The organism is Paractinoplanes bogorensis, assembly GCF_018829635.1.
In the GTDB taxonomy this organism is placed as follows: Bacteria; Actinomycetota; Actinomycetes; order Mycobacteriales; family Micromonosporaceae; genus Actinoplanes; species Actinoplanes bogorensis.
This window is the reverse complement of sequence record NZ_JAHKKG010000007.1, coordinates 74805-97362: the sequence shown is the minus strand read 5'-3', so window position 1 is coordinate 97362 and position 22558 is coordinate 74805. Positions and strand designations below refer to the sequence as shown.

The window sequence follows — 22558 nt, the reverse complement described above, 5'->3', positions numbered from 1 at the left end:
TTTCGAAACCTGTAGGCCTGACACAGCGCGACGACCGATGCTGGCGATCGACCGCCATCCATCGGGAGGTTTCGATGAAAGTCGCCGCCGTCGCCCTGCTCCTGAGCGCTTTCGCCGTAGCGCCCGCGCCGATAAATGCAGCCCCAAGTGTGATCACGGTGGATGCGGGGCAGAGGTTCGGGCCGCTGAAGAAGGCGGGCCTCGGCACCCTGTTCGGGTTTGCGGCCACGCCGGCCACCCCGCGTGATCTGACCAGCGGCAGCCAGCTCTGGCTCAGCCAGCATGCCAGCGCCGACGGCGACGCCTCCTACCCCACGTCGACCGAGGCCGTCGCGTCAAAACTGAACGGCACCGGCGTACGGATGATCGTGCGCTACAACGACCTGATGGGTGGCTGGCCCTACCAGTGGAAGGGCACCGCCGACTGGTTCGCCAAGGTGGACAGCGCCACCCGATCGATCCAGAAGTACCGGGATCTGGTGCTCGCGGTCGCCCCGTTCAACGAGCCGGACAACAAGCTCCAGGGCGGGTTCGCGCAGGACCCGAATGTGCCCGGCGCGAGCTACGACGAGAAGTTCCGGTGGCTGTGGACGCAGACGTTCCGGCGCATCCGGGCGATCGACGCGCAGGTGAAGATCATGGGTCCGAACTTCGAGCACTACCGCCCGTGGGAGCCCGACCTGCAGGCGCGGATGCGGGCCTTCCTGAGCAACGCGGTCGCCACCGGCACCACCCCGAACATGATCGGCTGGCACAGTCTCGGCGCCAGCCCGGGGGACGTGCCCGAGGGGCTCAGCCGCTACTACCGGCCGCTCGAGAATGAGCTCGGCGTGCCGGGGCGTCCGCTGCCGGTGGTGATCGAGGAGTACGGGCCGGGCACCGGGGACTTCGAGGGTGTGCCGGGCACGATGGTCAAGCACTGGGCCGAGTTCGAGCGGTACGGCGTCGACTACGGGGCGATGGGCATCTATACCAATCCGGGGCTGCTCGGGAACACGCTCCGGCGTACGGGGAACGGTCTCCAGCCCAACGCGGGCTGGTTCATGATGAATTGGTACCGGTCCATGGCCGGGCAGCGGGTGTTCGTGAGCCGCTGGGACACGCGCCGTTATCAGGCGTCCGACGCCGTGGCCACGTACGACGACGGCAGTCAGTCACTGACCGTGCTGGCCGGGGGTGAGCAGGGCGACGTCGACGTGCGGATCACCAACCTGCCGCAACGCGGGAACGTGCGGGTGCGGTTGGAGACGACCCGGTGGAGCCGGGACCCGTACGCGGTGGATCAGCGCGTGGAGAGACAGGGCGATCCCCGTACGGGGACCTATCAGCTCTTCGACCAGACGATGACGCTCGACTCGTCAGGTGGCGTGACCGTGCCGATCAAGCGGATGGAGCAGTACGACGGCTATCGCATCGTCATCAGCCCGCCCGCGAACCCGGTGACGCCGTCGACCGTCTACGAGGCCGAGCGCGCGACCGCCACCCACGTCGTCCAGCACCAGGCGGCGAAGCTCGCGTCGGGGAACGCGTACGTGGGCGGCATTGATTTCGCCGACAGCGCGCTCACCTTCGCCGTCCAGGCTCCCACGACCGGCCTGTACGAGGTGCAGGTGCGCTACGCCAACGGCACCGCCGCGACATCCACGCATCAGGTGACCGTCAACGGCACGGGCCAGGGCGAGATCACCTATCCGTCGACCGGCGGTTGGGCCGACACCACGATGGGCACGGTCACCAAGCGGCTCGTCCTGAAAGCGGGCACGAATCAGGTGCGGCTGACCAAAGGCAACGGCTACGCCGAGGTCGATTTCCTGGACGTACGCCCGGACCAGCACCGCTACGAGGCCGAGCTGGCCGCCGTGACGAACGCACGGATCGGGCACTACGGCTACAACGAGTTCCCCGACCTGGTCGGCGGCATCGACAACCCGGACAGCGCGGTCGAGTTCACCGTCGAGGTGCCGATGGCCGCCACCTACCGGCTCGACATCGGCTATGCCAACGGGCTGCCGGGCACGGCCACCCACCGGGTGCTGGTCAACGGCGTCGAGCGCGGGGTGGCGTCGTACCCGTCGACGAACGAGTGGCTCACGGGTCCCCGCCAGGACGCCGTGCTGCGCCACTCGTTCGTCGACGTCCCGTTGGCCGCGGGAGTCAATCGCGTACGGCTGGCCAAGGGTGACGGGTATGCGGAGCTGGATTACCTCGCGATCCAGTAAAAGAGACTAGGGGTTCTTACAAGTCCACTTCAGGGTGCCGTTGACAGGTTCGCCCGGTAGGCCGCCCTCGGCGGTGGCCGCGAGCTTCTTGAACGTCCAGGTTCCGCCGCCCTTGCCGTCGGTGGTCACCTCGCTCGACGTCGACTCGGGCCAGGTGCCGTAGACCTTGTTGTCGACGCCGATGCTCGGGCGCGAACCCGGAGCGACCAACTGGTCCTTCGGGTACGTGCCCGGGCCTTTGTAGTCCTCGATCTCGAGCTCGACGATGACCTTCTTGCCGTCCACGTCGCCGTCGAGCAGGCCGGCGATCGAGTACTGCGACCTGTTCGCGTACTCGTCGCAACTCTTGAGAAACTCCGCTCCGCCAGAGGGCGCCAGGGCGGTCTGCTTACCCGAAAGGGTGATCGCTCCGGACAGATCGAAGGTCAGCGTGACCTTTGGTCCGAGCGAGAACTCACCGTCGTCGCCGCTGTCTCCCGCGACGGGTGATTCCGCCGTCGTACAAGCGGTCAGTGTCGCCAACACGATCGTGGTCAGTATCGCTGAGCTGGTACGTCGTACCCGTAGCATGTCTTCACTCCCTGTCCGACCTTGTGCGGGAAGCCTGGACGGCGCCGCCAAAAAACCACCAAAAAAGAGGCGCGGGTGCGGTTCGAGGTGCTGGGTCCGGTGCGGGTGTGTCACGACGACGGCGAGCTTCCGGTGCCCCCGAAGCCACGCGCTCTGCTGGCGGTGCTGCTGGCCGCCCGGGGCAAGCCGGTGACGGTCGAGCGGTTGCTGGCCGAGTTGTGGCCCGACGGTGCGCCCTCGACCGCCACGGCGACGCTGCAGATGCACGTCTCGGCGCTGCGCAAGGTGGTCGGCGACCGGGTCGGCACGGCCCCGAGCGGCTACCGGCTCGACCTGGCCGGGGCGAGTTTCGACGCGGCCGAGTTCGAGCAGTCGCGCTCGCTCGACCTGTGGCGGGGCGAGGCGTACGAGGGGGTGGCGGCCGGGCCCAGCGTTGCCGCGGCCGGCGCCCGGCTCACCGAGTTGCGGCTGAACGCGCGGCAGGAGTGGGCTCAGCGCGCCCTGACCGAGGGCCGGCACGTCGAGGCCGCGACCGAGCTGGCCGGGTGGGTGGCCGAGCAGCCGACCGCCGAGGGACTGGTCCGGCATCTGATGGTCGCCCTCTATCGCTCGGGGCGGGCCGGAGACGCATTGCGCGCCTACGACCGTACGGCCGCGGCACTTGACGAACTCGGCGCCCGGCCCGGCCCGGAACTCGACGCCCTGGCCGCCGCTGTCCGCCGGCAGGACCCGACCCTGGACCGCCCGGCCAACGGGGTGCCCGCGCGCCGCAACCGCTTCATCGGCCGGCGGGCCGAACTCGATCGGGTGATCGATCTGCTCGGCACGGCCCGGCTGCTGACCATCGTCGGGCCCGGTGGGGCCGGCAAGACCCGGCTCAGCCTGGAACTGGCCCGCGAGGTCGCCTCCGACCACGACACCGTGCACGTCGTCGAGCTGGCCGAGCACCGGGAGGGCCCGCTCGCCATCCGGCTGGCCGCGGCGGCCGGCATCCGCGAGGAACCGGGCACCCCGCTGCTCGACACGGTGACCCGGCAGCTCGGCGGCCGGGTGCTGGTGGTGCTGGACAACTGCGAGCACGTACGGGCCGAGGCCGCCGAACTGGCCCACACCCTGCTGGCCGCGTGCCCGGGTCTGCGGCTGGTGGCCACGAGCCGCGAGCAGCTCGGCCTCAGCGGCGAAGTGATCTTCGGGTTGGGCGGCCTGGCCACCCCGGCGCCGGGGTCGACCGATCCACATTCCGATGCCGTACGCCTCCTGGCCGATCGCGTCGCGGCCGCGCGCGGCGGTGCCGGTCTCGCGCCGGCCGAGCAGGCCGTGGCGGCCGAACTGTGCCGCCGGTTGGACGGGTTGCCGCTGGCCATCGAGCTGGCCGCGGCCCGGCTGCGGGCGCTGCCGCTGTCCGAGATCGTCTCCCGCCTCGACCGCCGCCTCGACGTGCTGACCGGCACCTCCCCGGTGGCCCGGCACCAGACCATGCGGGCCGCCATCGACTGGGGCTATGACCTGCTCGACGTCCCCCAGCAGGAGCTGCTGCGCCGGCTGGGCGTCTTCGCGGGCGGGTTCGACCTGGCCGCGGCGACCGAGGTGGCCGGCGGCGACCCGCTCGACCCGCTGACCCAGCTGGTCGACCGGTCCATGGTGGAGTGGCGCGACGGGCGCTACCGGATGACCGAGACCATCCGCGAATACGCGCGTGAGCGCCTCGGACCGGTCGAGCGGGCCGCGGCCTTCCTCGCCCTGACCAACTACTGGACGACGAAACTGAAGGCCCCGCCGCCGGTGGACGGGCCCGCGCACACCGAATGGCTGGCCACGATCGGGGCCGACCACGACACGATCGTGGCCGCGGTCGACTGGTCGCTGCACGAGGGCGACCCGGCCGAGGGGCTGGCCATCGCGGCCGCGATGTGGTGGTACTGGTGGGTCGCCGGGCGGATGGCCGAGGGCCTGGGCTGGCTGGGCCGCGCGCTCGACCGCTCGGCCGAGCCGACCGCGCTGCGGGCCAAGGCGCTGCGGGCGGCGGCCGCGCTGGCCCGCAACTCGGGCGACCTGGCCGAGGCGCGCCGGCTGGGCGAGGAGGGGCTGGCCACCTTCCGGACGCTCGACGACCGTACGGGCATGATCGCCGCACTGAACAACCTGCTGATCACCGCGCAGGCCCAGGAGGACTATCCGGCGTCGCTCGCCTTCGGGCAGGAGGCCCTGGAGCTGGCCGAGGCCGCCGGGGACGCCCGGATGATCGCCGCCGCCTCCAACAACACCGCCGGGACGCTGCGCTGCATGGGCCGGCTCGACGAGGCGGAACCGTTGTTCACCCGCGCGCTGGACGGCTTCCGGGCGCTGAACGACCGGCGGGGCGAGGCGGCCGCGCTGACCAACCTGTCCACTACGCACCGGCGCCGCGGCCGCTACGAGCCGGCCCGCTCGACCATGCGTGAGGCGCTGGCCATTTATACCGAGCTCGGCATCGCCGAGGGCCAGCTCGACGCGGTCGAGGGCCTGGCCCAGCTCGCCGTACTGGAGGGCTCGGCGGTCGACGGGCTGCGCCTGCTCGTGCTGGCCGAGCGGGAACGCTCGGCCCTGGGCGCGCCCAGCTTCACCCCGGACGAGATCGCCGACCGGGACGACGCCGAGGCGCGGGCCCGGGCCGCCCTGTCCCCCGCCGAGGTGGCTCTGGCCTTCCGCGCCGCCTCGGCCACGTCGCTGGCCGAGGCCGTGGCCGAGCTTCTTTAGAAGATTTTTGGCGGCCTCCCGCATCGTTCTCTCAACCGCACCGCTGAATGAGGAGACCCCGTGAAGCACCGCCTCGTCGCCCTGGCCGCCGTCGTCGCCGTCTCGCTCACCGGAGGCTGCGGCCTCATCGAGGAAGCCGTCGCCGGCTCCCCCACCCCGGCCGCGACCACGGCCGCGCCCAAGGACAAGCCCACCCCGGCCGGGAAGACGACCGAACCGGAGTCCGAGTCCGGTATGGGCTCGGTCAAGGACTCGGGTGACATCCCCGACCCGTGCACACTGCTGTCGAAGCAGGAGGTCGTGTCGCTGACCGGCCGCAAGATCACTCAGATCGACGAGGACGGCGGCAGCAAGGGCGACGCGACCCGCTTCTGCCAGTGGCAGCAGGAGGACGGCCAGCTCGCCGTGTTCCTGGGCCGCACGACGGCCGAGGACTTCGACATCGTGATCGCCGACGCCGAACCGGTCGACGGTGTCGGTGAGGACGCCTTCACCCTGGCCGGTCACCTCTACGTGCTCTACGGCACGGTCCAGCTCGACATCTACGTCCGCGGCGGCTCCGACGACGAGAACCTGGCCGTGGCCAAGAAGGTCACCAACGTCCTGATCCCCCGGGTGTAAAAAAGAGGATGACCAATCGGGGCTTTCTGCGGTGGCGGGAACCGGCGACGAGGGTCTTGTCCCGGCTCTTCCCGGGTGACGTCCTCTGGTATGTCGACACCGCGGAACCCCTGTTCGCTCTGACCTTCGACGACGGCCCGCACCCCGCGACCACACCCCGGCTGCTCGACGTGTTGCGCCGGCACGGGGCGCGGGCCACCTTCTTCGTCGTCGGGGAACGCGTCCGGGCCCACCCGGAACTGATGGAGCGGATCATCGCCGAGGGCCACGAGGTCGCCAACCACCTGATGCGCGACGAGCGCTCGGTGCTGGTGCCGGACGAGCAGTTCGCGCGCGACCTGGCCGAGGTGAACCGGCTGCTCGCGCCGTACGGGCCGGTCCGCTGGTTCCGCCCCGGCTCCGGCTTCTACAAGCCGAGCATGCTGCGGGCGGCCGCCGGGATGAAGCTGCGGGCCGTGCTCGGCACCCTGGTGGCCGGCCACAACGGCGGACCGGGCGACCAGGCGATCGCCGAGGGGCTGCGCACCTCGATCCGGGCCGGCTCGATCGTCGTCCTGCACGAGGGCTCGGACAAACGCCGCGGCGTGGCCGAGACGACCGACGAGTTGCTGACCGCCCTCTCCGCCCGCGGATTGAGCGCGGTCACGGTGTCCACCTTGGCATTGTGAACCTTTTTCCGGTTTTCGCAGGCACTTAGCGCTGCGTGATCGAGGTTCGCCCCGCGATGCGTGAACGATCCCTTTCGGTCACCACGAACCGTGATCGAATCGTCCATGCGGCATGCATTGTGATCCATGTCTCGCTCGACTAAGCGTAGTTGTCCACTCACGATAGGTGCGACCCATGTGATCCACACCGGCCGAACAGGACAACTCCATGCGCCACTTCTCGGTCCTTCACCATCTGGCCGGGCAGCTGAATCCGTTATGCCGGTCGCTCGATCTCGACCCGGCCGTCCCGCTCGACCTGCTGGCCGGACTGCTCGGACCGCACGGGACCCGCTCGCTCGCCGAGCCGCCCGCCTGGCCGTCGGACGTCGCCGACGACCACTCCCCGATCGAGTTCTCGGTCGCCTTCAACGACACCGAGGCCCCGGCCCTGCGCATCCTGGCCGAGGTGCCGGGCCTCACCCCCGGGCTCGAGGCCAACACCGAGGCCGCGTACGCCTTCCTGGCCGCCAACGCCGCCCGGTTCGGGCTCGCCACCGGACGCCTCGACGCGATCCGCGACGTGTTCTTCACACCGGACCCGACCGGCAACTTCACCCTGTGGTGCTCGCTGGTGTTCCGGCACGGCCGTGATCCCGAGTTCAAGGTCTACTTCAATCCCGAGGTGGCGGGCGTCGACCGCGCACCGGAACTGGTCGAGGAGGCGCTCGGCCGGCTCGGGCTGCACGACGCGTACCGGACGATGCTGGCCCGCTCGATCCGCCCGGGCGAACTCGGCCGCCGCGACCGGCTCTCCTTCTTCGCCGTCGACCTGCACGACGGTCCCCAGGCCCGGGTGAAGCTCTACGTCAGCCACCACGAGGCCGACGCCGCCGACGTGGCCCGCGCCGCCACCGTGGTGCCCGGCGTCGACCCGGCCGAGATCGCCGAGTTCTGCCTGGAGGCGGGCGGCAAGGGCGTGTTCGACCGGCGCCCGCTGGTCGGCAGCTACACCCTGGCCGGGGGCGCCACCCGGCCGGTCGGTTACAGCCTGTATGTGCCGATCCGTGACTATGTGGACGACGATCTGCAGGCCCACGAGCGGGTCACGGCCGTGGTGGCCCGGCACGGCTTCAGCACCGACCTGCTGCACCGGTGCGTGGCCGCGGTATCGCGCCGCCCGCTCGGGGCCGGCGTCGGACTGATCGCGCACGTTTCCCTGCGACTGGGCCCGCCACGCCCGGGTGTCACTGTCTATCTGTCGGCCGAGGCGTACGAGGTAACCCCTCCGCGCAGCGTCTGGCTGCCTGCCGCGTAAAGAGGAGTCGCTGTGCCCCTTCCCCCGCCGTACCGGATCAAGGTCGTCGAACCGATCCCGTTCCTCAGTCCCGAGGAACGCGCCGGAGCCCTCGACGCGGCCGGCTACAACCCGTTCAACCTGCGGGCCGACCAGATCACCATCGACCTGCTCTCCGACTCGGGCACCGGGGCCACCTCGGCCGCCCAGGAAGCGGCGGCCGCGGTCGGCGACGAGTCGTACGCGGGAGCCCGGTCCTGGTTCCGCTTCCTCGACGAGGTGGCCGACCTGACCGGCTACCCGCACGTGCTGCCGGTGCATCAGGGCCGGGCCGGCGAGCGAATCCTGTTCGGCACGCTGCTCGACCCGGGGCAGATCTGCGTCAGCAACACCCACTTCGACACCACCCACGCCAACGTGGAGTTGTCCGGGGCCGAGGCGCTCGACCTGCCCTGCGCCGAGGCGCTCGACCTGGACAGCCCGGAGCCGTTCAAGGGCAACATCGATCTGGACGCGCTGGCCGCGCTGCTGTCCGGCCCGGACGGCGGACGCGTCGGGCTGGTGCTGATGACGATCACCAACAACGGGCTCGGCGCCCAGCCGGTGTCGATGGCCAACCTGCGGGCCGTACGGGAAATGTGTCGTTCGCACGATGTCCCGTTCTTCCTGGATGCGGCGCGGTTCGCGGAGAATGCCTGGTTCGTGCGCGAGCGTGAGGACGGTTATCAGGACCGGTCACCGCGCGAGATCGCCCGGGAGGCGTTCGACCTCGCCGACGGGTGCGTGATCAGCCTCAAGAAGGACGGACTGGCCAGCATCGGCGGGTGCATCGGGCTGCGCGACGACGCTCTGCACGCCCGCTGCGAGGCCCTGCTCATCGCCACCGAGGGCTTTTCCACGTACGGGGGTCTGGCCGGGCACGATCTGGAACGGCTCGCGGTCGGCCTGCGCGAGGTGGTCGATCCCGCCTATCTGGCGGCTCGGGCGGCCGCGACCGCCAACCTGGCCCGCATGATCACCGAGGCCGGCGTCGACATCATCCAGCCGGCCGGTATGCACGCGCTCTATCTCAACGCCGGGCGCCTGCTGCCGCACCTGACCCCGGCCGAGTTCCCGGGCCACTCGCTCGGCTGCCAGCTCTACCTGGACGGCGGGATCCGGTGCGCCGAGCTGGGCTCGCTCTATCTGGGCACGATGGACGATCAGCACCGGCTGGTCACCGCGGCGCCCTTCGAGCTGGTCCGGCTGGCCATCCCGCGCCGCGTCTACACCCAGGAGCATTTCGAGTACGTGGCCGAGACGCTCGCGGGCATCGCCAAGGACCCGGAGCGGATCAAGGGCTACCGGATCGTCTCGACGCCACCCATCCTGCGGCACTTCAAGGTACGGCTGGCGCCACTGGCTTAAGCGCGGGCGGGCAGACGGGCCATGGCGTGCCGGACCAGGGTGATCAGGGCCAGCTTGCTCGATCCCCGGTCCCGCGCGTCGCACCAGACCAGCGGCACCTTCGGATCCAGCTCGAGCGCCCCGCGGATCTCGTCCTCGGTGTAGTCGCACTCGCCGAAGAACCGGTTGACCGCGGTGACGAACGGGATGCCCCGCCGCTCGAAATAGTCGACGGCGGGGAAGCTGGAGTCGAGCCGGCGCGTGTCGACCAGCACGATCGCGCCGACCGCGCCCTGGGCCAGCTCGTCCCACATGAACCAGAACCGGTCCTGGCCCGGGGTGCCGAAGAGATAGAGCACCACGTCGGGACTGATCGTGATGCGCCCGAAGTCGAGGGCCACGGTGGTGGTCGTCTTCCCCTCGACCCCGGTGGTGTCGTCCACCCCGACACTCGCCTCGGTCAGGAGTTCCTCCGTGGTCAGCGGCGGGATCTCACTCACCGAGGCGACCAGCGTCGTCTTGCCGGTGCCGAACCCGCCGGCCACAACGATCTTGACTGAAGTGCGGTCCACGTCGCCTCCCCCCTACAGCCGTTCCAGGCCGGCCAGCACGGCGTCGAGCACGTGCCGGTCGATGATCTTCTGCTGGGCCGGATTGCCCACCTCGAGATAGCCCTGCTCGATCAGCACGTCGACCATCACCTTGGTGATCGCCAGCGGCATCCGCAGGTATGCGCCGATCTCGGCCACCGAGATCCAGCCGTCGCACCGGCGCAGGATCTCGAGGTATTCCGGTTCCAGCCGACGGGTGTCCACCGGCAGCGCCACCACCTGGGTGGCCAGGTCGAGGCTGGAGTCCCGCGGCGCCGTCCGGCCGTTGACGAGGACGTACAGCGGCACGAACCGGCCCGCGGCCGACTCGTCGTCACCGTCCCACGTCTCCAACGTCATGAGTCGACCGGCGCCACGGACCGGATCCCGGTGCCCAGGAAGTCGCCGATGCGGGTGACCAGCCGGCTCACCTCGTACGCGACCAGGCCCATGTCGACGTCCTGCTCGCACAGCACGGCCAGGCGCGCGTTCTGCCCGGCGGCCGCGATGAACAGGGTGTTGTCGCCGTACTCGATGATCACCTGGTGCACCGGGCCGCTCTTGAACCGGCGACCGGTGCCGGCCGCGACGCTGTACATCGAGGACGCGCCGGCGGCCAGGATCTCGGCCAGGTCCTGCGAGATGAGCGACGACTTCTGGATGATCAGCCCGTCGGTCGACAGCACCACGACCGAGATGACGTGCGGCACCTCGACCAGGTCGTCCAACATCCAGGGCAGGTCGGTCGGGCTGGTCGTCGGATCGGTCACGGGTTCCCGCCTTGCTCATCATCGGTGGTGTCGTCGGTGCGGTCGGCCGTCGCGCCCTCGGCCCAGCCGCGCTGGTAGCGGGCGAACCGGGCCCGGGCCTCCTCGGGCGACCGGGTCGGGACAACCTCGGTGACCTCGGCCTCGGAAGGCTCGTCCTCCTCGAGCAGTCCGGGCGCGAGGTGCTGCTGCGGACGGCGGTGCGGGAGCGGGGGCTTCCCGTTCGGCTTGGGCTCGAGCACCGCGACCGCGGTCGTCCGCTCCACCGGCGCCTGGGGCTCCGCCGGGGCCGGGCGCGGCGGCTCCGGGCGCTGAGCGGCCGGGACGATCGGCATGGCCCGGCTGTCGCCGGAACCGTCGCGCTCGCAGCCGACCAGAATGCGCTCGGGCAGCAGGACGATGGCCAGCAGACCGCCGTACGCGGAGCGCCGCAGGCTGATCTGCACACCCTCGCGCTTGGCCAGCTCGGCCACCACGTGCAGACCGATCTGGGCGCCGTCCCGCAGTTCCGTCACGTCCGGCGTCGGCGCGGTCGCGAGCAGCGTGTTGGCCCGCTCGACGGCCTCGGCCGACATGCCCACGCCGGCGTCCTCGATCTCGATCGCCACGCCGTGCTGCACCCGGCTCGAGGTGACCCACACCGTGGTGTCCGGCGGCGAGAAGGCCAGCGCGTTGTCCAGCAGCTCGGCCAGCAGGTGGATGACCTCGGCCACGGCGTGCCCGGCGAGCGCCACGTCGTTGGCCCGGCGCAGCGTGATCCGCTGATAGTTGCGGGCCTCGGCGAACGAGGCCAGCAGCACGCGGCGCAGGGCGACCGGATTCTGGAAGCGCCGGCCGATCTGACCGCCGGCCAGAATGACCAGATTTTCCAGGAAGCGCCGGGTCTGGTTGAGCTGGTGGTGGATGTCGAACAGATCGGTCAGCAGCTTCTCGTCGCCGACCTGCTCCTGCAGATCCTCGACCACCTTGAGGCCGCGCTGCAGCGGGCGCTGCGGACGGCGGGCGACACCCATCAGCATCGCCATACCGGCAGCCCGGGCCTTGGCCTCGTCGACCGCCGCGCCCGCGGCCGCCTGCAGCGACCGGTTGATCACCCGGGCGACCTGGCCGATCTCGTCGCCGCCGTAGTCGGGTGCGGCGAACTCGGAGGCCAGGTCGACCTGCTCACGGCGGCGGAGCCGGTCCATGACCGAGGGCAGCCGCTGGTCGACGAGCGTGTCGGCGTCGCTGCCGAGCTTGGCCAGACGCACCGACAAGGCCCGGTCGACCAGCACCCGCGACTGGCGGACGGCCCACAGGATGGCGCCGACGGCGATCGCGAGGGCCAGCACCGAACCCAGGGTCGCGGTCAGCAGCTGGTTGTTACCGGTCCGCAGGGCCCGGGCCGAGACCTGGTCGGCCTGCTGGACGGTCAGGTCGATCAGGTCGGCCGAGACGGTGCCGGTGAGCTGTGACCACCGGTCGACGCCGAGCGACAGGGAGGCCGGCACGCTGCGGGCCCACGGGCCACCCGAGGTGATCGCGTTCTCGGCCTGGATCAGCTGCTTCCAGGCGGTACTCGCCTCGATCTCGGCGAACCTCGTCCGCACGGCCGGTTCGAGGTGCGGAGAAGACGTGGTCAGCGCGGCGTGGTAGGCCCCGACGAGCCGGACGAACTCGAGATAGTCGGCCCGGGTGAGCGGCCCGGAGGCGAGCGCGCCGTCGACGATCGAGCCGGCCCGGGACATCAGGTCGCTGGCCCGGAACACCTCGGTGGCGATGATGCCGCCCTGGGTCGCGGTCACATCGGGCACCACGCGGGCCTGGTTGTCGAACAGGTCGGTGGCCGCGTCGAGCAGAGTGTTGTAGAAGGCGTAGGCGTCGTCACCGCTCATCGACCGCGCGTCGATCGCGCTGCGGGTGGCCGGCAGCCGGTCGAGATAGCCGGACAGGCTGGTCCAGCGCGACTTGATCGACTCGGGGGCCTGCCCGAGCGCGCCGTCGGCGGCCGACCGCAGGGCGTCGACCCGCTGGTCGGTCTGCCGGCGCCGCTCGAGCAGCGAGGTCAGCCCGTTCGACGGGCGGGCCAGGAAGGAGACGCTCTGCCGGCGCTCCTGCTGCAACGACGAGAGCGCGGCCACGGCCGGGATCGACACCTGCCGCACCGAGTTGGCCACCGCGCGGTTGTAGAAGCCCTGGAAAACCAGGTATCCGGAAGCGGCGAACCAGATCAGCAGGGCCACCACACTGGGCACGAGGACGAGCCGGACGACCCGCCGGGCGATGGACTGCTGTCGTTGATTTCGGTCCGTCGCCTGACCGGCCGATGTGGACGTCAAGGTTCATCCCATCTGGGTAGAGGAAGACTCATCGCGGCGCCCCGTCAGCCGTCGATCAAGCGGTGCAAACCCTAGCGGCGCGTCTATCTCCGCACCAGAGGTCGGACGGACCGCTCCCGTATCGCCGTACGTTTCCCCAGGTGAAAGCGAATCCGATGTAGATCACAAAATGGTGGATACGTTTTTCGGGCAGAGTGGCCTAGGTCACCCGGTCCATTCGGCGGAACGGCGAAACAAACCAAATGCGCGCAACCCGCCCGGGGGTCGCTGACGAATGTCGATATGTTGATTCCGTCGTCCGTTAGGGTGGCGCAATGCTGAGCAGACGCCTCCGCCTCCCGCTGGCATTTGCCGCTGTCGCGATCGCCGGAAGTGGCGCATTTGTCGTCGCCCACCGCGGTTCCGCCGACCCCGAGACGGTGAGCGAGACCCTCACCGGCACACCGACTCCGGCCCCGTTGTCCGGCTCGGCGGCGCCCGCGCCCGGCACGGCGGTCAGCGTCGCCCCCAAGCTCGGCCCGGCCACCTATGTGACGTCGGCCCCACCCAAGCCGTCGGCCTCGGCCACCCAGCGCATCGACGTCCACGTCGACTGCCGGAACGGCAACGACGGCAACAACGGCACCCAGGCCAAGCCGCTGCGCAGCGTCGACGCCGCCACCTCACGGTCGATCGACGCCGGCACGGTGATCGGGCTGGCCCGCGGCTGCACCTGGAACACGCTGATCGACCTGCGCGGCGACGGCACCAAGAGCAGACCGATCAAGCTGACCGCGTACGGCTCCGGCGCCCTCCCGGTCATCGACGGCGGCAAGACCGACCGCGAGGGCGTGATCACGCTCTCCGGTTCGTACCAGATCGTGGAGAACATCCGGGTCACCGACGCCCTCAAGAACGGCATCGTGATCATGGGGTCGAACAGCGGCGTCCAGTCGAGCACGGTCGACAACGCCGGCGTCGGCGTGCAGTTCCGCGGCCGCGGCGGCTGGGCCCAGCGGGTCACCGTGCGCGACCTGAGCATGGTGCGCGACACCCCGGGCGGCGACGACGACTACGGCGCGGTCGGCTTCCTGGTCGAGGCGCACGACGTCGAGATCGGCTACAGCAGCTGCACCAACTGCCGGGCCCCGAGCCACGACTACGGGCACGACGGCGGCTTCGTCGAGGTATGGAACTACGGCGACAACCTCGACGTGCACCACAGCACCGGCAACAACACCCAGGGTGTGCTCGAGATCGGCAGCGACTCGGGCGACTCGTCGGCGCACAACATCCGGCTGCGCAACAACAAGTTCAGCAACACGCACGGCGGCATGGTGCTGCACACCGGCGGCAACTTCGCCATCGGGGACGCGCAGATCGCGTGGACCGGCAACACCATCTCGAGCACCGGTTCGAGCGACCCACCGATCCTCGACGGCGACCTGAGCAAGGTCACGTTCGACGGCAACACGGTCAGCACGGCCAGCTTCGTGGCCCACTCGACCCCGGCCAGCCATCGCTGCAACACCATCACGCTGCGCGGCGGCGCCGAACTCGGCTACCAGCGGCACAGCACCGAGCGCGTCAACAACGGCAAGGCGTCCTGCTGAGTCAGGCCTGACCGCCGAGCCCGGCGTCCCGGGCCCGGGCCACGGCGGCGGCCCGGTCGGCCACCCGCAGCTTCACGAAGATGTTCGAGACGTTGTTGCGCACCGTCTTCTCGGTCAGGCCGAGCCGCGCGGCGATGACGGCGTTGGCCGCGCCGGTCGCCATCAGGGTGAGGATGTCGCGTTCCCGGGCGGTCAGGCCGGGAAAGGGCACCGCCCCCGATTCCGGGGCACCCGCGAAGAATTGGGTCAGCCGCGCCGCCACGTCCGCCCCGAAGATCGCCTCGCCCGAGGCGACCACCCGGATCGAGCGCAGGATCGCCTCCGGCTCGGCCCCCTTGAGCACATAGCCCCGGGCGCCCGCGCGCATCGCCGCGAAGATCGACGCGTCCTCCTCGACCATGGTGAGCACCAGGACGGCGACGCCGGGCAGCGCCGCCACGATCTGCCGGGTCGCCTCGACCCCGTTCAGGCCGGGCATCCGCAGATCCATCACCACCACGTCGGGACGGTTCTGCAGAGCCAGCGCGACCGCCTGCTCCCCGTCGGCCGCCACCCCGGCCGGCTCGGTCTCGGGCGAGTCGGCGATCAGCGCCCGCAGGCCCTCGCGGAACAGCGGATGGTCGTCGGCCACCAGCACGCGCAGCGTCACCCGGCCACCCCCGGAAGCGGGATGAGCGCGTGCACCAGCGTGCCGCGCGGCTCGCGCCGGCTGATCCGGCAGTGCCCGCCCAGCTCGGCCGCCCGTTCCCGCATCGAGGTCAGGCCGACCCCGGCGCGATAGCCGTCGGGCAGCCCGGCGCCGTCGTCGGACACGCTGACCTCGAGCGCGGAATCCAGCGACAGCCGCACCGACACCGGAGTGCCGGGGGCGTGCCGGGCCGCGTTGGTCAGGGCTTCCACCGCGATCCGGTACGCCGCCACCTCCACCGCGGCGGGCAGCGGCGGCAGGTCGGCCGGGACGTCGATGTCGGCCGCACCGAGCCGGACCGCCTGCTCGCGGACCGCCCCGGCCAGGCCCAGTTCGTCGAGGACGGGCGGCCGCAGGTCGTACACGATCCGGCGGATGTCCCCCACCGCGGCCTCGGTCGCCTCGCGCAGCGTGCCCAGCAGCTCGGCCGTGCCCTCCCCGGCCGGCACCGAGCGGCGGGCCGTGTCGATGCCGAGCGCGATGCCGGCCAGTGTCGGCCCGAGCCCGTCGTGCAGGTCGCGCCGCAGACGACGGCGTTCCTCCTCGCGGGCGGCGACCAGTGTCTGCCGCGCATTCTGCAACGCCTCGGTCAGCACCACCGCGCGGGCCGCCACCGCGACCTGGCGGGTCAGGCCGGTGAGAAGGCGGCGCTCGTCCGGCCGCAGCCGGCCGCCGGGCGGGTCCTGCCACTGCAACCGGCCCACGGTCTCGCCCGCGAACGGCAGCGGCAGCGCGTCGACCGGCCGGTCGGGCAGCTGCTTCCCGTGCCGGCACAGCGTCTCGCCGCCGACCTCGATGGCCACGTACGGCAATCGCAATGCCTCGGCGACCGTGCGGGCGGCGGCGGGCAGCATCTCGGCCGGTTCGGCGGTCGCGTCGAGCCGATCGCCCAGGCGCGCGAACGCAGCCGCCGGGTCGTCGCGCAGCCCGTACACCAACTGGTTGATCCGGCGCTGGGCCAGGTCACGCAGCGGCAGTACGGCCAGCGCGGCGGTGACCGCGGCGACCACCTGCGGAACCAGGCCGCCGAAGACCAGGCCGAGCCCGACCGCCACGGCCAGCCAGACCGCGGCCAGGGCGACGGTGAGCAGGGCGTACGTCAGGGTGCGGCTGAGTACGGCCCGGGTGTCGAACAGCCCGTACCGGACGATTCCCACCCACGCGGCGACACCGACCGCGACCGCCGCCATGTTCTCCAGCACGGCCACCGGGGCGGTCTCGCCCGTGGTCATCCCGGCCACCACGCAGGCCAGATAGGCGGCCGGCACCACCCAGGCGACCCTGCTCGCGGTACGCAGGGCGGGCGCGTGCTCCCCCGGGTCGGCCCGGGCGTAGCGCCACAGCGAGACGCAGGCCAGCGCGCTCAGCGGGCCCATGATCAGGATGAGCAGGACGCCGCCGTCGGTGGCCGGGATCGCGATCGGGTTGGGCACCGGCAGGTCGTTGGCGTTGGTCGAGAACGTGCCCCAGATCAGCAGTCCGGCCAGCTGGAACGCGTAGACCCGGGCCAGGATCCGGCGGCCGCGCGAGCCGAGATGACGATCGGGGAAGAGCAGGATTCCGTACGTCGCCACGAGCGGCGCGCCGAGCACGGCGAACGGTGTCTGCACCACGGCCAGCCACGCGCCCGTGGTGACCCGCCCGGTGTGCAGCGCGAGATCGGACGCCGCCTGGATCGCCGCCGAGACCGGCATCGCCACGCCCGAGACCAGGAAGATCCAGCCGATCGGGCGGCGCGGGCGGCTCCGGATGATCACCGCGCCGACCTGGGCCACCGCCACGTAGACCAGGGCGGTCACCGACACCAGCACGGTGATCGGGCCGGTCGGCCCGGTCAGGCACAGGGCGACGGCGAGCAGCGCGAAGAGCGCGGCCGTCACGACCGCGCCCCGGGAGGTGTTCGACGTCATCACGCTGGATTGTGCTGGGCCGCCGCCGCGTACGGAATCGGCTCTTCGCCGGGCGTCCGGACCAGCCGGGTGGCCAGCACCACGCAGCCCACCAGCAGCACCACGCCGGCCACGGTGTCGACGATCGGGTTCACCGCGTTGCCTGCGAAGTGCAGCACCGGGTACGCCGTGAACAGCGCCGCCGCCCACGTCGGGACCATCTTGGCCCGCAGCAGCCCGATCCCGAGCACGATCATGCCGACCAGGTGCCCGAGCACGAAGACCCCGACCAGGGTGCCGTAGACCGGATCGCCGTTGACCGCCTCGACCATCGAGGCCGCCGCGCCCTGGTCGGCCTGCTGGGACGCCTGGTAGAGCAGGATCCCGCCGCCGCCGATGCCGATCAGCCCGCACAGCCACCCGAACGCGGCGATCCCACCGCCGAAGAAGCCGAGCTTGGGCGTGGCCAGCCGACCGGCGTAGACCATGGCCGGCACCAGCAGCATCAGCGGGAACAGCAGAAGGTTGCTGGTGAGCGCGAGGCCGGAGTGACCGGCGTAGTCGCGGAGCTGGTCGGCGACCGGCGCCGACTCGTCGGTGACGGTCAGCGGGATCGCCAGGGCGAGCGGGCCGAGGATGAGCGACGCGGCGCCGAAGCGGCGGGAAACAGTGCGAATGTCCATGTCCGTAGCCTCGGCCGCGCCCGGTCCCGGGCGGCAGAGCTCCCAGTCCCGCCGACCCGGGATTCGCCAACGCCTCATACCGACCGCGGATCGGCCGAATGGGCAGATCGAGCCGGGAACGCAGGCCCACCTCGGGGGAGGAACCACGATGTCGCACTACGACTACGGCTACGGGAAGCCGGCGCCGAAGCGCTCGAAGCTGCCGTACGTCCTCGGCACCGTGGGCGCGGTCGTGGCCTTCGCGATCGGCGGCACCGCCGTCGTCCGGATCGCCGGCAGCTCCGGTTCGCCGGTCGAGATCGTGGCGGCGCGTCCCGCCGAGGTCGTCCGCACCACCGCCCCGGCCCCGGCCGTGACCGAGGACCCGGTCGTGATCATTCCGGTCAACGAGGCGACCCCGGTCCGGACCGCAAAGACGCCGACCCCCACCCCGACGCCAAAGAAGACCCCCACCTACAAGGGGCTGACCAGCCGCGCCTGGACCAGCATCGCCAAGAACCCGACGGCCCACGCCGGCGAGAAGATCGTCATCTACGGCCGGATCGGCCAGTACGACAGCCGCACCGGCTCCGAGCGCATGCTGGCCAACGCGAGCAACACCCCGTACGAGAACCCGGCGGTCTATCCGGTCATCTTCAGCGGTGACGCGGAGATGCTGGGCGCCTACAAGGTGGACCAGATGTTCGAGGCGAAGGCGGACGTCGTCGGCTGGTTCACCTTCGAGACCGTCAAGGGCGGCACGAAGACCGTCCCCGAGCTGCGCATCAAGTCCATGCTCAGGATTTACTGAGGCGACGGGGCGTCGGGGCGACCAGCACCTCGATGCCCTTCGAGCGCATCCGTTCGACGTGTTCCGGCGCGGTGCCGTCGTCCACGATGACGGTGTCGAAGTCTTTCAGCGGGGCCAGCGCGTGCAGCGCCTGCCGCTCGAACTTGGTGTGGTCGGCCAGCAGGATGCGCCGGTTGGCCGACTCGAACATCGCGCGCTTGGTCTCGATCGTCTCGAGGAACTGGTGGAACGCGATGTCTTTGGTGATGGCCGACGTCGACATGATGAACAGGTCGGCCTGCAGCCCGGCGATGGTCTGCGTGGTCATCGGGCCCATGAAGGCGCTGCACCAGTTGTAGTACTGGCCGCCCAGCCCGAGCAGGTTGATGCCGGTGGTGCCGCGCAGCTCGTTGATCAGGCTCAGCACGTTGGTGATGACGGTCAGCGGCGTCTTGTCGGCCAGGTGCGGGGCCATCCGCAGCACAGTGGTCGAGTCGTCGAGGAAGATGGCCTGCCCGGGCTCGACGAAACTCATCGCGGCCACGGCCAGTGCTTCCTTCTCGGCCGACTGGCGGCTGAGCCGGTAGACGTCGCTCGACTCGATCAGGCTGGTCGACAGGGCGGTGGCCACCCCGCGGGACTTGCGGAGGATGCCCCGCGCCTCGAGCTCGTCGAGGTCGCGGTGCACGGTCATCAGGCTGATCTGGAAACGCTCGGCCAGCTGCTCGATGCGGACCGCACCCTCGGCCACCACGGCCTCGGTGATGGCCCGCTGCCGGGCCAGCTGCCGCGACTGGCGGGTGTCGCCGGCGACCGGCTCGGTCGACATGGTGCTGGATCCCCCGTCGTGATCTGCGCGCTGCGTCATCGGACGCCCCTGGTCTCGTCGAGGATAGAGCGTAGGGCCGGAACCCGGTGGGCCGACCGGCCCAGGAACAGGCCGTCGACGGCGCCGTCGAGCTCGGTGAGCAGGCCGTTCCCGGCGCTGCCGCCGTAGATGACCCGGGCGTCGCGGTCGCCCAGCCAGGCCCGGATCTCGGCCGTCACCGCCTTCACGTGCGTCGGCCCGGCCGGCTCGGCGGCCCCGATGGCCCAGGTCGGCTCGTACGCCACCACGAGCGGGATGTCGTCCCGCCCGACCGCCGCCTCGAGCTGACCCACGCACTCGGACACCGCCTCGTCGACCGAGACGGCCCGCGACTCCCCCACGCAGAGCAGCGGGATCAGATCGTTGCGCCGCGCGGCGACCATCTTGCGCCGGATCATCCGGTCGTCCTCCCCGAAGATCGTGCGTCGTTCGAAGTGCCCGACCTCCGCGTACGCGCATCCGAGCTGGCGCAGGTCGGCCCCGCTGACCGCGCCGGTGTAGGCCCCGCGGTCGAGGTGGAAGAGATCCTGGGCGCCCACCGCCACCCCGGTGCCGGCCAGCAGCTCCACCACGGAACCGAGAACCGGCAGGGACGGCAGCACGACCAGGTCGACGTGGCCGCCGGTGACGGCCGGGTGGGTGCGGGCCAGTTCGGCCACCCCGGCCGTCCACTCCAGCGTCCGCGCCGGGTCGAAGTACATCTTCAGGCTGACCGCGAGGAAGGTGCGGGCCGGACCGGGTTCAGGACGACGCATTCTGCTCATATTCGGAGAGGACGGCGACCTTCCGCGCGGATTCCGAGGTTTCGTCGAACGAGTAGCTGAGCCATTCCCGGGCCAGCCGCCGGGCCAGTTCCAGGCCGATGACCCGCTGACCGAACGTGAGCACCTGGGCGTTGTTGCTCAGCACCGAACGCTCGACCGAGAAACTGTCGTGCGCGGTCACGGCTCGTACGCCGGGAACCTTGTTGGCCGCGATGGCCACGCCGAGGCCGGTGCCGCAGACGAGCAGCGCCCGGTCGGCCGTCCCCTGCACGATCATCTCGGCCGCGGCGATGGCGATGCTGGGATAGGCGGTGTGGTCGTCCGCGCCGACCCCCACGTCGACCACCTCGGTGACCGACGGGTGGCGCAGCAGGTCGGCCTTGAGCGCCTCCTTGTACTCGAAGCCGGCGTCGTCCGATCCGACCACTATCCGAAAACTCATCACACGGCCTTTCTGGCGAAGAGCAGCGGGCTCACGGCGGTCAGCGCGAGAGCCATCGAGACGGCGCCCGGGTCGGGCGAACCGATGCTCCTAGTGGTGTGGGCGCGGGCCCGTCCGAGACGCGGTTGCAGGTCGGCCGTGGCCCGGGCGGCCGAGGTGGCGGTCTCGGCGGCGACCGGCCACGCCGCGCCGAGGTCGGCGCCCGAGGAGACCAGCTCGGCCAGCCGGTCGGCGAACGGCAGCAGCGCGTCCACCATGGTCTTGTCGCCCAGCTCGGCTTTACCGGCCCGGGTGATGGCGGCGGCGGCCGCCCGCACGCCGGCCACGACGTCACCGGTGGCGGGCGCGTGGTCGTCGGAGAACTCGGCCGCCACCGCGGCCAGGGCGAGCCCCCAGAGCGCGCCCGAGGTGCCGCCCGCCTTGTCGGCCCAGGCCTGCGCGGCGGCGTCCAGCGTGGCCCGGGCCCCGCCACCGGCCTGGCACGCCTCGTCGGCCGCGGCGGTGGCGGCGGTCGCGCCCCGGTGCATCCCGAGGCCGTGGTCGCCGTCGCCGGCCAGCGCGTCGAGGCGGCCCAGCTCGTCGATGTGCGTGTCGATGGTGGCCGTGATCTGGTGCAACGCGTGCACCACAACCGCAGCCGCGGCCCGCGAGTCGTCGGACCCTCGGTTGATCTTCGTCGGCGGCAAGATCGACTCGCTCATCAAGGCCGATCCATCCGCGATCACAGTCCCCCGCCGATAGGCAGCGCTGTGTGCCGGGGACGTCCAGGCCTGCTCGAGCTCCTCGTCCAGCACAGTCACGGTGAGCGAGACCCCGGCCATCTCGAAACTGGTGGCCAGCTCGCCCACCTCGGGCTGCACGACCGTGCGCCCGGCGTCGTTCAGCAGTGTCGCCACCCGCTGATAGATGACGAACAGCTCCTCGGCCTTGACCGAACCAAGACCGTTCAGGATCACCGCGACCCGCTCACCCGCCGGGGCCTCCGCCAGAACCCGCCGGGTCAGCAGCTCGGCCAGTTCGTCGACCGACGGCAACGCCGTCTCGTCGATGCCGGGCTCGCCGTGGATCCCGATCCCGACCGCCATCCGCCCGGCCGGCACGGTGAACAGCGGCCCGTCGGCCCCGGGCAGCGTGCAACCCGAGAACGCGACGCCGAGCGACCGGGTCCGCCGGTTGGCCCGGTCGGCCAGTTCCCACACATCGTCCAGGTCGCGGCCCTGCTCGGCCGCCCACCCGGCGGCGCGGAAGACGACGAAGTCGCCGGCGATCCCGCGCCGCAGGTGGGCCTGGTCGGGCGTGGCGCTCGCGATGTCGTCGGTGACGACCACCGTGCGGCACGGGATGCCGTCCGACCGCAGACGCTGCTCAGCCTGGTCGAAGTTCAGGACGTCACCGGCGTAGTTGCCGTAGGCGAGCAGCACGCCCGAGCCGGCGGCGACCGCGCGGGCCACGGCGTACACCTGCTGGGCCGACGGCGAGGCGAAGACCTCACCCATCGCGGCCCCGTGGGCGAGACCCGGTCCGACCAGCCCGGCGAACGCCGGGTAGTGGCCGGATCCGCCTCCGATGACCACTGCCACCTGGCCCGCCGGGGTGCCCGCGACCCGGGTGACGCCGCCGGTCACCGGGCGGACCACGTCACCGTGGGCGGCGACGAACCCGCCGATCATGTCGTCCCGGAAGGTCGACGCGTCGATCCGGAGGTAGCTCAC

The 22558-nt window shown here is 71.2% G+C and carries 20 protein-coding genes; 8 read left to right on the top strand and 12 right to left on the bottom strand.

The window, feature by feature from the left end; all coding sequences use genetic code 11:
* Positions 1 to 74 precede the first annotated feature (74 nt).
* On the top strand, positions 75 to 2219 hold the full coding sequence (locus KOI35_RS22935; RefSeq protein WP_215789820.1) for a CBM35 domain-containing protein: 2145 nt from the start codon (positions 75 to 77) through the stop codon (positions 2217 to 2219).
* A gap of 6 nt (positions 2220 to 2225) precedes the next feature.
* On the opposite strand, the gene KOI35_RS22930 is transcribed toward KOI35_RS22935, so the two are convergent.
* Complete coding sequence (locus KOI35_RS22930; RefSeq protein WP_215789818.1) at positions 2226 to 2744, bottom strand: hypothetical protein; 519 nt, start codon at positions 2742 to 2744, stop codon at positions 2226 to 2228.
* A 120-nt stretch (positions 2745 to 2864) separates the two neighbouring features.
* Between KOI35_RS22930 and KOI35_RS22925 the strand changes: the two genes are divergently transcribed.
* From KOI35_RS22925 to KOI35_RS22905, 5 genes are all read left to right on the top strand, one after another.
* Positions 2865 to 5525, top strand: coding sequence for an AfsR/SARP family transcriptional regulator (locus KOI35_RS22925; protein ID WP_215789816.1), 2661 nt, complete (start codon positions 2865 to 2867; stop codon positions 5523 to 5525).
* 60 nt (positions 5526 to 5585) lie between these two features.
* Entirely contained in the window at positions 5586 to 6146 is a 561-nt protein-coding gene (locus tag KOI35_RS22920; RefSeq protein WP_215789814.1) for a DUF3558 family protein, read from the top strand.
* 56 nt (positions 6147 to 6202) lie between these two features.
* Entirely contained in the window at positions 6203 to 6814 is a 612-nt protein-coding gene (locus KOI35_RS22915; RefSeq protein WP_246613632.1) for a polysaccharide deacetylase family protein, read from the top strand.
* A 208-nt stretch (positions 6815 to 7022) separates the two neighbouring features.
* The gene (locus KOI35_RS22910) at positions 7023 to 8111 is read left to right on the top strand and encodes a tryptophan dimethylallyltransferase family protein (RefSeq protein WP_215789810.1); all 1089 of its coding nucleotides are present in this window, start codon (positions 7023 to 7025) and stop codon (positions 8109 to 8111) included.
* Positions 8112 to 8123: 12 nt separating this feature from the next.
* Positions 8124 to 9497 (top strand): tryptophanase, encoded by a 1374-nt coding sequence (locus KOI35_RS22905; protein WP_215789808.1) that lies wholly within the window; start codon positions 8124 to 8126, stop codon positions 9495 to 9497.
* On the opposite strand, the gene KOI35_RS22900 is transcribed toward KOI35_RS22905, so the two are convergent.
* The 4 genes from KOI35_RS22900 to KOI35_RS22885 are packed head-to-tail and all read right to left on the bottom strand — an operon-like array spanning position 9494 to position 13151.
* Complete coding sequence (locus KOI35_RS22900; protein ID WP_215789806.1) at positions 9494 to 10048, bottom strand: GTP-binding protein; 555 nt, start codon at positions 10046 to 10048, stop codon at positions 9494 to 9496. The genes KOI35_RS22905 and KOI35_RS22900 overlap by 4 nt on opposite strands.
* Positions 10049 to 10060: 12 nt before the next feature.
* Entirely contained in the window at positions 10061 to 10426 is a 366-nt protein-coding gene (locus KOI35_RS22895; protein WP_215789804.1) for a DUF742 domain-containing protein, read from the bottom strand.
* Positions 10423 to 10836, bottom strand: coding sequence for a roadblock/LC7 domain-containing protein (locus KOI35_RS22890; RefSeq protein WP_308121124.1), 414 nt, complete (start codon positions 10834 to 10836; stop codon positions 10423 to 10425). The genes KOI35_RS22895 and KOI35_RS22890 overlap by 4 nt, the downstream gene beginning before the upstream one ends.
* Positions 10833 to 13151: a sensor histidine kinase gene (locus KOI35_RS22885; protein WP_246613631.1), complete on the bottom strand. Its 2319-nt coding sequence runs from the start codon at positions 13149 to 13151 to the stop codon at positions 10833 to 10835. Before KOI35_RS22885 ends, KOI35_RS22890 begins: the two co-directional genes overlap by 4 nt.
* Before the next feature lie 314 nt (positions 13152 to 13465).
* On the opposite strand from KOI35_RS22885, the gene KOI35_RS22880 reads away from it, so the two are divergent.
* Entirely contained in the window at positions 13466 to 14743 is a 1278-nt protein-coding gene (locus KOI35_RS22880; RefSeq protein ID WP_215789802.1) for a right-handed parallel beta-helix repeat-containing protein, read from the top strand.
* Between the two features lies 1 nt (position 14744).
* On the opposite strand, the gene KOI35_RS22875 is transcribed toward KOI35_RS22880, so the two are convergent.
* From KOI35_RS22875 to KOI35_RS22865, 3 genes are read right to left on the bottom strand one after another with little or no spacing between them, the layout of a single operon-like run.
* A complete protein-coding gene (locus tag KOI35_RS22875) occupies positions 14745 to 15392 on the bottom strand; it encodes a response regulator (RefSeq protein ID WP_215789799.1) in 648 nt (215 codons plus the stop codon).
* A complete protein-coding gene (locus KOI35_RS22870; RefSeq protein WP_215789797.1) occupies positions 15389 to 17341 on the bottom strand; it encodes a sensor histidine kinase in 1953 nt (650 codons plus the stop codon). Before KOI35_RS22870 ends, KOI35_RS22875 begins: the two co-directional genes overlap by 4 nt.
* A complete protein-coding gene (locus KOI35_RS22865) occupies positions 17341 to 18003 on the bottom strand; it encodes a hypothetical protein (RefSeq protein ID WP_215789795.1) in 663 nt (220 codons plus the stop codon). The genes KOI35_RS22870 and KOI35_RS22865 overlap by 1 nt, the downstream gene beginning before the upstream one ends.
* A 148-nt stretch (positions 18004 to 18151) precedes the next feature.
* Here KOI35_RS22865 and KOI35_RS22860 point away from each other — a divergent pair, with 148 nt between their 5' ends.
* Positions 18152 to 18793: a hypothetical protein gene (locus KOI35_RS22860; RefSeq protein WP_215789792.1), complete on the top strand. Its 642-nt coding sequence runs from the start codon at positions 18152 to 18154 to the stop codon at positions 18791 to 18793.
* Here the strand turns inward: KOI35_RS22860 and KOI35_RS22855 are convergent.
* From KOI35_RS22855 to KOI35_RS22840, 4 genes are read right to left on the bottom strand one after another with little or no spacing between them, the layout of a single operon-like run.
* Positions 18780 to 19640, bottom strand: a complete 861-nt coding sequence (locus KOI35_RS22855; protein WP_215789790.1) for a DeoR/GlpR family DNA-binding transcription regulator — start codon at positions 19638 to 19640, stop codon at positions 18780 to 18782. The two genes, KOI35_RS22860 and KOI35_RS22855, sit on opposite strands and share 14 nt — an antisense overlap.
* Complete coding sequence (locus tag KOI35_RS22850) at positions 19637 to 20395, bottom strand: triose-phosphate isomerase family protein (protein WP_215789787.1); 759 nt, start codon at positions 20393 to 20395, stop codon at positions 19637 to 19639. The genes KOI35_RS22855 and KOI35_RS22850 overlap by 4 nt, the downstream gene beginning before the upstream one ends.
* Positions 20382 to 20846, bottom strand: coding sequence for a ribose-5-phosphate isomerase (locus KOI35_RS22845; protein WP_215789785.1), 465 nt, complete (start codon positions 20844 to 20846; stop codon positions 20382 to 20384). Before KOI35_RS22845 ends, KOI35_RS22850 begins: the two co-directional genes overlap by 14 nt.
* The gene (locus KOI35_RS22840) at positions 20846 to 22558 is read right to left on the bottom strand and encodes a dihydroxyacetone kinase family protein (RefSeq protein WP_215789782.1); all 1713 of its coding nucleotides are present in this window, start codon (positions 22556 to 22558) and stop codon (positions 20846 to 20848) included. Before KOI35_RS22840 ends, KOI35_RS22845 begins: the two co-directional genes overlap by 1 nt.

Bases quoted from the DNA above. Each gene is read 5' to 3' on its own strand.
- KOI35_RS22935 (WP_215789820.1), top strand. From the start codon at position 75: ATGAAAGTCGCCGCCGTCGCCCTGCTCCTGAGCGCTTTCGCCGTAGCG.
- KOI35_RS22910 (WP_215789810.1), top strand. From the start codon at position 7,023: ATGCGCCACTTCTCGGTCCTTCACCATCTGGCCGGGCAGCTGAATCCG.
- KOI35_RS22895 (WP_215789804.1), bottom strand. From the start codon at position 10,426: ATGACGTTGGAGACGTGGGACGGTGACGACGAGTCGGCCGCGGGCCGG.
- KOI35_RS22880 (WP_215789802.1), top strand. From the start codon at position 13,466: ATGCTGAGCAGACGCCTCCGCCTCCCGCTGGCATTTGCCGCTGTCGCG.
- KOI35_RS22870 (WP_215789797.1), bottom strand. From the start codon at position 17,341: ATGACGTCGAACACCTCCCGGGGCGCGGTCGTGACGGCCGCGCTCTTC.
- KOI35_RS22865 (WP_215789795.1), bottom strand. From the start codon at position 18,003: ATGGACATTCGCACTGTTTCCCGCCGCTTCGGCGCCGCGTCGCTCATC.
- KOI35_RS22860 (WP_215789792.1), top strand. From the start codon at position 18,152: ATGTCGCACTACGACTACGGCTACGGGAAGCCGGCGCCGAAGCGCTCG.
- KOI35_RS22855 (WP_215789790.1), bottom strand. From the start codon at position 19,640: ATGACGCAGCGCGCAGATCACGACGGGGGATCCAGCACCATGTCGACC.
- KOI35_RS22850 (WP_215789787.1), bottom strand. From the start codon at position 20,395: ATGCGTCGTCCTGAACCCGGTCCGGCCCGCACCTTCCTCGCGGTCAGC.
- KOI35_RS22845 (WP_215789785.1), bottom strand. From the start codon at position 20,846: ATGAGTTTTCGGATAGTGGTCGGATCGGACGACGCCGGCTTCGAGTAC.